Below are 9,517 nucleotides of genomic sequence, written 5' to 3' on the forward strand. Positions count from 1 at the left end.
GCCGATCCAGTTGGCGAACCAGTAAATGGTGTTGGTCTGCCGATCCAGTTGGCGAACCAGTAAATGGTGTTGGTCTGGAAGCCCATGTAAGGGCCGAACCAATCGCGCGCGTAGGCGTAGGGACCGCCGGCCTTGGGCGCCAGCTTGCCAAGCTTGGCGAACACGAAGGCCAGCAGCAGTGCGCCGGCGGTGGTGATCAGCCAGCCCCAGATCRAGGCGGTACCGATCTTGGCCAGGCTGGACGGCAGCAGGAACACCCCCGAACCCATCATGTTGCCGGCCACCAGGAAGGTGGCACCGACCACCCCGATTTTCTTCGCTTTTGCCATGACGCTTTCTCCTTTGCCTGGCAGGGGCCCGATCGCGCCGGGCGCTGGGGTCTACTTGATGAAGTTGTATTGCAGGCTGCCTTGCAGCCGCACCGTGTCGCCGCGTTGTCCGCCCTGCTGCTCCAGCTGCCCGTACAACAGCTCCATGCCCATCGTCCACGACGGTGCCGGGCTCCAGATCAGGTTGAACAGGCCGTAACGGCTGCGGCGGAACGCATCGGCAGCCAGCGCGTCGTTGCGTTTGCTGTTGAGCTGCCCGTAGACCAGGTTGGACCGCCACATCGGCGACCAGTAGTGCGTGTAGCCGACGAAACCGCCCTGTAGCGAGAGCAGCGCAAGGCGTCCATCGGCGCGCACCACCGCATCCATGCCCGAGCCGGTCAGGTCGGCGGTGTAACGGGCCAGGCCCGTGCCGCCCAATGCGCCAAACAGCAGCAGGTCCTGTTCGCCCACCGCGGCCGAGCCGCTCACCTGCAGCCCGCCGCCAATGCGGCGATCATCACTGGCATCGCCGTCGTAGCCCAGGCTGCGCGCCACCGCACCCAGCTGCAGGTGGCCCCAGCTGCGCTCCATGCGCGCGGTAACGGTCACATCCGGCGCCTGGTTGACCGCACCGATGCCCTCGCCCGGCGCGCTGAGCTGCGTGTCCGGATCTTCGGCGGCGACGGTCAACGTGTTGCCCTTGCCCAGCGGGAAGCTGTGGTGGATACCGGCCACCAGCAGGTAGCCGGCGCCACCGGGACCGGCGAAATCCAGCGTGTCGGGCAGGCTGTCGGCGTCCATGAAGGTCGCATAGCCATAACCTGCGTAGGTGTTGCCGAGCTGCCCATACGCGTGTCGCAGACGGAACTGGTAGCTGTCGCTGCTGCCGAAGAAATCGTTCTCCAGGTAGAAGCGCAGGTTGCCGTGCGTGGTCGGGCGCCGCGCTTCGAAACTGAAGCGCGTCTGCTTGGCATGCAGGGTGAAGTTGGATACGTCACGGTGTGGACCGCCGACCGGGATGGAGGAGGTGACGAACTGTTCCTCATCACCGGCCGCACGCGAATCGGCGATCGCATCCAGCTTGGCGTAGCCGCCGATGYGGATCAGGGTGTCGGTACCGGGGATGGCGAAAAAGCCCTTCAGCTCCGGATCGGTCGGGCCGGCGGCACTGTCCGGGCGCGAGGCCGCCGAGGACGGATCGGACACAGAATCACGTGGTGGCAGGATGGCCTGGCCGACACCGGGCACCTGTGAGGCGCCAGCCTGGGCGAGCGTGTTGACGGGTATCGGAGGTGCAGCGGGTGCGGCGATCGACGTCGCCGGAGGCAGCGGGGCAGCGGCGGCACTGGACACCGCTGGCGGCGGCTTGTTCGATTCCAGCGCGTCCAGGCGTTTCTCCATCGCCGCCAGCGTGTGCCGCAGCGACTGGATCTCCTGCCGAAGCGCGTCAGCCGAATCCTGTGCATGGGCCGGTGTGGACGACAGCGCCGTCGCACAGGCAAGGGTCACTACAGCCAGGCGCATCACGTTCTCCATGAACCGCGAACAGCCTTGCCGCCGGTTTCCGATACGCACGCGCGCAGGAGTCCGAACGACAACCCGGTACTGCATGGCAGGCGTCGCACGCGCATCACGCAGACGGTTGAACCGTCACGTTGCCGGCGTGGTAGTGGCCCGCGTGGGATTCCCTCCTCATCCCGGCTGGCATGACGGTTGTCGCCCGCATGCCAGCGCTTTGAGTAACAATGGCAGGGTGAGCAACCCGTGAAGCCTGGCCGTCGCTCCAATGACCGCGGAACGGTTGCATCGCGGTGAATACGCGTGGTGGCGGACGTTGTCTGCATGCACACAGCGTAGTGCGCGTGTCGTTTTCGGCCTTGATCGAAATCAACCGCCACGGGCCGTAAATGTGACCTACCGCACGCCGGCGTTGCACCGGCGCGTGGCCTTTCATCCCGCCCGTGGCATCAGCGCGGCCCCATCACCAGATCCATGTCCTTGCCCTGCGGCATGCCCGAGCGGCGGTCGAGCAGGCCCTTGTCATCCTTGAACAGGATGCCCGGGGTGCCCTGGAAGCCCATCTCGATCATCAGCTCCTGGTTGGCGTTGAGCTTGTTGGCCACCTCGGTGGACAGCTTCGCCACCGGCTTGATGCCGCCCTTGTCGAACGCATGCTCGTTCTCCAGCAATGCCGCGCTGGGATTGGAGGATGTCAGGATCGCCGCGGCCTTGGCCGGGCTGTCCTCGCGGATCACGCCGACCATGATGTGGCGCAGCTGCACCTTGCCACTGTCCACCCACGGCCGCGCTGCTTCCCAGAACCGATGGCAGTACGGGCAGTTGGCGTCGCTGAAGGTGTACACCACGCGCGGCGCATCGGCGCGACCGTCGCGCACCCACGCGCTGGCGTCGAGCTTGCTCCACATCCGGTCGGACATCGGCTTGGCCGCGAGCTTCTCCATTGCCGCCGCGCCCACTTCCTCGCCTTTCTCGTCGAACAGGCTGCCCACCAGCACATGCTTGCCATCGGGGGTCACGTAGGCGGCCGCCGGCTGCTGGCCCCCCACCACCCCGGCGAACCCACGCAGGCCACCGGGTGCATCGAACTCGCCGAGCACTTCGAAGCCATGCTTCTCGATGCCCTTGAGCACGGCCGGCCGATCAACGGTCTTGGTCGCCTTGGCAGTGGTGGCCGAGGGCGCCTGCGGCGACTGCGCCTGGCTGCAGCCGGCCAGCGCCATCAGCAGGGCCGTGGCAAGCAGGGAGCCCAGCGGGCGCGAGGATGTCAACAACATGGCAACTCCTGGTATCAGCAAAAGGGGGACGCGCCGCGCCTCAGCGCAGCGCGTCAAGCCGTGCCTGCAGGCCGGCCGCACTGAGTTCCCCCATGTGCAGGCCCTGCAGACGGCCGCTTGAATCGAAGAACAGGGTAGTCGGATACGCGTGCACCTGCAGCCGTTCGGAGGTCAGGCTGTCAGGATCCAGCAGCACGTTGTGCAGCGACAGGCGCTCGCTGGCCAGGAACTGCTGCACGTCCTCGACCGTTTCTCCCTGGTTGACAAACACGAAGCGCATCGCCGGATCACGCGCCTGCGCGCCGGCGAAGATCGGCATTTCGCGGCGGCACGGGCCGCACCAGCTGGCCCACAGGTTGACCACGACCGGCTGACCGCCCTCCCCGCCCAGCGTGGCCGGTTGCCCTTGCAGCGACTGCAGGGTAAGCGCGGGCAGCGCGATACGTGACTGCTGCAGCTGCGCCATGCCCAGCGACAGTCCGATCCAGCACAGCACCCCGGCCACGGTGCCGGCCCACACCGGTCGTCGCAGCGCTGGCCAGCGCTGCAGACGCCACATTCCCCAACCGATGCCCACCAGCAACGCCAGCCACGGCAGCAAGCCACCATCACCCACCCGCAGCACCGCCCATGGATCGGCCAGGTAATCGCGCCAGTGCAGCATCACGAAACCCACGCGTCCGCCCAACAGGCCAAGCAACAACATGTCCAGCAGCAACGCACCCGGCTTGGGCTGGCCGTCCTGCAGCGGCGGCCGCAACCAACGCGCCACACCCATGGCCAGCAACCCGCCCAACACGACCCACACCACGCCCAGCGGTACCGGGCCAACACTGCTCATCATCCAGCCATCTCCGGTGCCGCGACGTCCCACGCCGCGACACCTGTATTCGTATCGACCCCGACCGCATGGTCCCAGCCCATCCCGGATCGGGCAAGCCGCAACCGCACATACGACAACGGCAGGCCGCATGCGCGTACCCGCCGTTGCATCTACGTCCTGCCTGCTGGCACGGCGACGTCAGGCCGCAGACCGCATCGGCTCTTCGACATCACGCGGTACGCTGGTGCGCGTGCGCTCACCGCGACGCTGCACGAAGATCTGCCGGCGATAACGTGCCGGGGTCACCCCGACGATACGCAGGAACAGACGGCGGAATGCGCTCTGGTCGGAATAGCCAACCGCCCACGACACTTCATCCACTACCCCGCCGGCCTGCAGCAACAACTGCGCCTTGGCGATGCGCAGGCGCTGGCAGTACTCGATCGGACGCAGCCCGGTGGCCTTGAGGAAACGCCGCTGCAGGGTGCGCGGCTCCAGCCCGGAGGAGTCGCAGATGTCCTGCAGCGTCACCCCGCGCGCGGCGATGGTATGCAGCCAGCGCTGCGCCTTGAGGATGCAGCGGTCACCATGGGCGAAGTTGGGACTGAAGCGTTCCAGGTCGTCCTGCACCGCGCGCGGGATCACCAGTTGCAGCTGCGCGATCGCCTCGGCCATCACGCTCTGTCCGTACACCCGCGCAAGCAGCCGCAGGCTGAGGTACTTCCACGCATCCACGCCGGACGCACTGAGCAGGTCGCCGTCATCGACCAGGGCACGATCACCCTGCAACCAGCTCGGGACCATCGAGGCCAGCGAGGGGCAACGCGCCACGTCCGGCAGGCTCACCGTGCGTCCGGCCAACACGCCGCTGGCGGCCATCAGCAGCCCGCCTTCATCGCAGCCGGCCAGCACGCTTCCGCCATCGTGGCAGTCGCGAAGCCACGCCAGCATGCGCTCATCCGGCGGCGCCAGCGGCCAGCTCGGCTCATTGCCGGGCACGACCACGATCGCTGGCGGCGCATCACCGAACAGCTCGGCACCGGCGACCCGCTGCACACCCCGGCTGGACAGCGTCCACCGGGTGACCAGCATCCGCGCACCCTGGCGCTTGACGGCCGCAGCCGTGCGGTTGCAGCGCTGCGCCAGTTCGGACAGCACAGGCGCCGCTGCCCTCAGGCTGCCGGGGTACTCGAGCACGGCCACTTCCATCAGGACCGGCGATGCGCTCTTGGGGACAGTCGACAGGGGGGTGAAGGGTGCATCCATGGGCAAGCTCCTCAAGCAAGATCTGTAACCAGCGAAACCCACGTGGGACAAGGGATTTCCGCGAATCTGATCGAGCCTACGGAGGCGGCGGCGCGGCGGCTATGAAACTAGTTGTATTTTTCGGTCCAGGCGCGACATCGGCAGGCTGCCCTTCAGCAACCCTTGACTCTTGACCAGACTCCAGGGTTTACGCTGCGCCCAGCTCTTCAACGAGGTGGACATGAACATAGGACAGCTCGCACGCGAATCCGGCGTGCCGATCGACACCGTGCGCTATTACGAGCGCCAGCACCTGCTGCCCACCGCGCGCCGCAGCGCGGGCGGCTACCGGGTCTTCGACGGCAACGACCTGACCCGGCTGCAGTTCATCCGGCGCGCCAAGGCCCTGGGCTTCACCCTGGAAGAAATCGGTGAACTGCTCAGCCTGAGCGACCAGCGCGGCAAGGACATGGGCCAGGTGCGCGACAGCGCCGTGCACAAGCTGGCCGACATCGAACAACGCATCGTCGAGCTGCAGCGCATGCACGGCGCGCTCAAGCAACTGGTCGACGCCTGCCCCGGCCACGGCGAGCTCGCGCAATGCCCGATTCTTGCCGCCCTGACGGAGTCCCGCCCATGAACCATGACCACCGCCACGGCGGCAGCAGTTGCTGCAGCAGCACGCCGGCGCCCGCCCCGGTCCCGGCACACGGCAACCGCTGCTGCGGCAGCAAGCCACCTGGCGACGCGCAGACCGTCAAGGATCTGGTCTGCGGCATGGACGTGGATCCGGCCACCACGGCCCATCATGCCCGCCACGACGGCAGCGACTACCCCTTCTGCAGCGATGGCTGCCGCCGCAAATTCATCACCGACCCACAGCGCTATCTCGATCCGTCATCGCATGTGGCCGCGCCGGTTCCGGCCGGCACGCTCTACACCTGCCCGATGGACCCGCAGATCGTGCAGGAAGGCCCCGGCACCTGCCCCATCTGCGGCATGGCGCTGGAACCGATGATGCCCAGCCTGGACGAGGGCGAGAATCCCGAACTGACCGACTTCCGCCGCCGCTTCTGGTGGAGCCTGCCGCTGAGCGTGGCCACCATGGCGTTGGCGATGCTGGCGATGACGCCCTTGTTGCGCGGCCTGTCGCCCGACCTGCGGGTGTGGATCGAACTGGCGCTGGCCACCCCGGTGGTGCTGTGGGCCGGTTGGCCGTTCCTGCAGCGCTGGGCGCAGTCCATCGGCAACCGAAGTCCGAACATGTGGACCCTGATCGGCACCGGCGTGCTGGCTGCCTACGGCTACAGCGTGGTCGCCACGATCGCGCCGGACCTGTTCCCCGCTTCCTTCCGCCAGCACGGCCATGTCGGGGTGTACTTCGAAGCGGCCGCAGTGATCATCTCGCTGACCCTGCTGGGCCAGTTGATGGAACTGCGCGCGCGTGACAAGACCTCGGCGGCGATCAAGGCGCTGCTCGGTCTGGCCCCGAAGACCGCTCGGGTACTGCGCGAGGATGGCCACGAGGAAGATGTCGACATCGGCCAACTGCAACCGGGCGATCGCCTGCGCGTGCGCCCCGGCGAAAAGGTGCCGGTTGACGGCACCGTGCTGGAAGGCCGCTCCTCCATCGACGAATCGATGCTCACCGGTGAAGCGGTGCCGGTCGGCAAGGGCGTCGGCGACAGCGTGATCGGCGCCACCCTCAACGGCACCGGCAGCCTGGTGATCCGCGCCGACCGCCTGGGCGATGACAGCATGCTCGCGCAGATCGTGCAGCTGGTGGCGCAGGCCCAGCGCTCGCGCGCACCGATGCAGCGCCTGGCCGACAGGGTCGCTTACTGGTTCGTGCTGGCGGTGCTGCTGGCCGCGGTGCTGACGTTCTTCGGCTGGGGCCTGTTCGGACCGGAACCGTCGTGGACCCATGGCGTGCTCAGTGCGGTGGCCGTGCTGATCATCGCCTGCCCGTGTGCGCTGGGACTGGCCACGCCGATGTCGATCATGGTCGCCACCGGTCGGGCCGCGCAGCACGGCGTACTGTTCCGCGACGCCGAAGCAATCGAGGCGCTGCGCCAGATCGATACGCTGGTGGTGGACAAGACCGGCACGCTGACCGAAGGCCGACCGCAGTTCCGCGACGTACAGGCCGTCGCCCCGTTCGCCGTCAATGAGGTGCTGCAGTGGGCGGCGAGCCTCGACCAGGGCAGCGAACATCCGCTGGCCGCGGCCATCGTGGCCGAAGCCAGGCAACGCGGCGTGCCGTTGTCGCCGGTGGCGGCGTTCGATTCGCTGACCGGCATGGGTGTGCGTGGCAGCGTGGACGGCAAGCCGATGCTGCTGGGCAACGCAGCGCTGATGCAGGAACAGGGTATCGCGCTGGACGCCCTGCGTGAGCATGCCGCAGGCCTGCGTCGCGCCGCTGCCAGCGTGATGTACCTGGCCGTCGATGGACAGCTTGCCGGGCTGCTTGCGGTGGCCGATCCGATCAAGGCATCCACCGCCGAGGCAATCGCGGCGCTGCATCGCGACGGTCTGCGCATCGTGATGGCCAGCGGCGACGGCATCGCCACCGCCGAAGCGGTCGCGCGCGAACTCGGGTTGGACGAGGTGCACGGTGAAATGCGCCCGGCCGACAAGGCCGCGCTGATCCGAACGCTGCAGGCGCAGGGACGCAAGGTGGCGATGGCCGGCGACGGCATCAACGATGCACCTGCACTGGCCACGGCCGATGTCGGCATCGCGATGGGCAATGGCACCGACGTGGCGATGTCCAGCGCGCAGGTCACGCTGGTCAAGGGCGACCTGTGCGGGATCCTGCGTGCACGCCAGCTGTCCACCGCCAGCGTGCGCAACATGCGCCAGAACCTGGGCTTCGCCTTCCTCTACAACGGGCTCGGCATTCCGGTCGCGGCCGGCCTGCTGTATCCGCTTGGGATCACGTTGTCGCCGATGCTGGCGGCCGTGGCGATGAGCTTGAGTTCGGTGTCGGTGATCAGCAACGCGTTGCGTCTGCGTCATCAACGTTTGCCGAGTGCATGAAATGCGATTTTTCGCTTGCCAATCCAAAACGCCATCGCTATGATTCCGCTCCTCACGACGTGGGGCCATAGCTCAGCTGGGAGAGCGCCTGCATGGCATGCAGGAGGTCGGCGGTTCGATCCCGCCTGGCTCCACCACTTCAATCATTAGGCCGATTGAACGTGCAGTGACAAAATGTGAAGTTTCGTGCGTCCCCATCGTCTAGAGGCCTAGGACATCACCCTTTCACGGTGGCGACCGGGGTTCGAATCCCCGTGGGGACGCCAATTGAAAAGCAGAAAAGCCTCGACTCCGGTCGGGGCTTTTTTGTGTTTCTTTTTCCGTCCGCGTGGCGGGCATGCAGCGTGCTTTGATCTTTTTCGAAGCGGTGGTCGGTGGATCGGGCTCAGGGGCGCCACACCCTTTCCGGCGAATGTCCTCCGGCGTCGGCCTGCCGCCGCCCCCTCCCCCTTTATTTCGCCTCCAAGAGCATGGCGCCCCTGAGCCCGACCCACMGACGGAAGTCGGAGAAGCCTTGCTCCCCGCCTGTACCGCAAGCCGAGCCCCGTAGCGGCCGGTGGGCTCCTGGGCAAAATAAAGGAGGAGGCCGCCAGGCCGGGGGACATTTGCGCCAGGGGCCTACCGGCTGCTGGCGGGGCCCTCACGCGCGCGGCATGCTCGAACGAAGACAACGCACCATATCCACGGTGCACCCGCATCACCGAGGCACACGCAGATGGCCGCGCTCAATCCGCTGCGGCCGTTGCAACAGGACGCTCGCCTCCATTGGGAGAGGAGCCTCTTTTGTTGGGGTGCATTCGCGGTGATCCGCGTCTGCATTGCTGCGGTTGCCGAGCATGGCTCGGCACTACCGATTCGCGTGCTTTTTTCTTCGCTATTGCAGAAAAAAGACTTGGCGCGCGCTTCACATCCGCGTAGAATTCGGCCTCCAGCATCGTGGGGCCATAGCTCAGCTGGGAGAGCGCCTGCATGGCATGCAGGAGGTCGGCGGTTCGATCCCGCCTGGCTCCACCAATCCAGACCTTAGGCCGTCTGGGTGTGTTGGAAACATTGATGAGTTTTATGCGTCCCCATCGTCTAGAGGCCTAGGACATCACCCTTTCACGGTGGCGACCGGGGTTCGAATCCCCGTGGGGACGCCACTCATCAACGACATCAGGCCCGGTTCGCCGGGTCTTTTTGTCACCGCCTCCAGCGGTTTCGTTTGGTCTTCCACAAACGTGAACAGGCAGGTATAGTAGGCGGCTCGCAGCATCAACGTGGGGCCATAGCTCAGCTGGGAGAGCGCCTGCATGGCATGCAGG

The 9,517-nt window shown here is 66.7% G+C and carries 7 protein-coding genes and 4 tRNA genes; 6 read left to right on the forward strand and 5 right to left on the reverse strand.

The window, feature by feature from the left end; all coding sequences use genetic code 11:
• The 5 genes from AC1DR7_RS19140 to AC1DR7_RS19160 form a co-directional block, all read right to left on the reverse strand.
• The coding region (locus tag AC1DR7_RS19140) for an amino acid permease (protein WP_478076620.1) at positions 1-329 on the reverse strand (329 nt) is incomplete at its 3' end.
• 51 nt (positions 330-380) lie between these two features.
• Positions 381-1,835: a DcaP family trimeric outer membrane transporter gene (locus AC1DR7_RS19145; RefSeq protein ID WP_478076621.1), complete on the reverse strand. Its 1,455-nt coding sequence runs from the start codon at positions 1,833-1,835 to the stop codon at positions 381-383.
• A gap of 443 nt (positions 1,836-2,278) precedes the next feature.
• Positions 2,279-3,106 (reverse strand): thiol:disulfide interchange protein DsbG, encoded by an 828-nt coding sequence (gene dsbG, locus AC1DR7_RS19150; RefSeq protein ID WP_478051585.1) that lies wholly within the window; start codon positions 3,104-3,106, stop codon positions 2,279-2,281.
• A 40-nt stretch (positions 3,107-3,146) separates the two neighbouring features.
• Positions 3,147-3,947 (reverse strand): TlpA family protein disulfide reductase, encoded by an 801-nt coding sequence (locus AC1DR7_RS19155; protein ID WP_457322212.1) that lies wholly within the window; start codon positions 3,945-3,947, stop codon positions 3,147-3,149.
• Positions 3,948-4,127: 180 nt separating this feature from the next.
• Positions 4,128-5,195 carry a GlxA family transcriptional regulator gene (locus AC1DR7_RS19160; RefSeq protein ID WP_457319661.1) on the reverse strand — a complete coding sequence of 356 codons (1,068 nt, stop codon included), beginning with the start codon at positions 5,193-5,195 and terminating at the stop codon, positions 4,128-4,130.
• Between the two features lie 220 nt (positions 5,196-5,415).
• On the opposite strand from AC1DR7_RS19160, the gene AC1DR7_RS19165 reads away from it, so the two are divergent.
• The 6 genes from AC1DR7_RS19165 (at position 5,416) to AC1DR7_RS19190 (ending at position 9,355) form a co-directional block, all read left to right on the forward strand.
• Positions 5,416-5,814, forward strand: a complete 399-nt coding sequence (locus AC1DR7_RS19165) for a heavy metal-responsive transcriptional regulator (RefSeq protein WP_457319662.1) — start codon at positions 5,416-5,418, stop codon at positions 5,812-5,814.
• Positions 5,811-8,213: a heavy metal translocating P-type ATPase gene (locus AC1DR7_RS19170; RefSeq protein WP_457319663.1), complete on the forward strand. Its 2,403-nt coding sequence runs from the start codon at positions 5,811-5,813 to the stop codon at positions 8,211-8,213. Before AC1DR7_RS19165 ends, AC1DR7_RS19170 begins: the two co-directional genes overlap by 4 nt.
• A 61-nt stretch (positions 8,214-8,274) precedes the next feature.
• Positions 8,275-8,350: transfer RNA gene (locus tag AC1DR7_RS19175), tRNA-Ala, on the forward strand.
• Positions 8,351-8,403: 53 nt separating this feature from the next.
• Positions 8,404-8,479 (forward strand) — tRNA-Glu (locus AC1DR7_RS19180).
• Positions 8,480-9,151: 672 nt separating this feature from the next.
• A tRNA-Ala gene (locus tag AC1DR7_RS19185) sits at positions 9,152-9,227 on the forward strand.
• Between the two features lie 52 nt (positions 9,228-9,279).
• Positions 9,280-9,355 (forward strand) — tRNA-Glu (locus AC1DR7_RS19190).
• Positions 9,356-9,517: the final 162 nt, after the last annotated feature.

It is taken from the genome of Stenotrophomonas sp. P5_A9 (assembly GCF_056400525.1).

Coding starts and splice junctions, on each gene's coding strand:
- dsbG (WP_478051585.1), bottom strand. CDS start 3,106: ATGTTGTTGACATCCTCGCGCCCGCTGGGCTCCCTGCTTGCCACGGCC.
- AC1DR7_RS19155 (WP_457322212.1), bottom strand. CDS start 3,947: ATGAGCAGTGTTGGCCCGGTACCGCTGGGCGTGGTGTGGGTCGTGTTG.
- AC1DR7_RS19160 (WP_457319661.1), bottom strand. CDS start 5,195: ATGGATGCACCCTTCACCCCCCTGTCGACTGTCCCCAAGAGCGCATCG.
- AC1DR7_RS19165 (WP_457319662.1), top strand. CDS start 5,416: ATGAACATAGGACAGCTCGCACGCGAATCCGGCGTGCCGATCGACACC.
- AC1DR7_RS19170 (WP_457319663.1), top strand. CDS start 5,811: ATGAACCATGACCACCGCCACGGCGGCAGCAGTTGCTGCAGCAGCACG.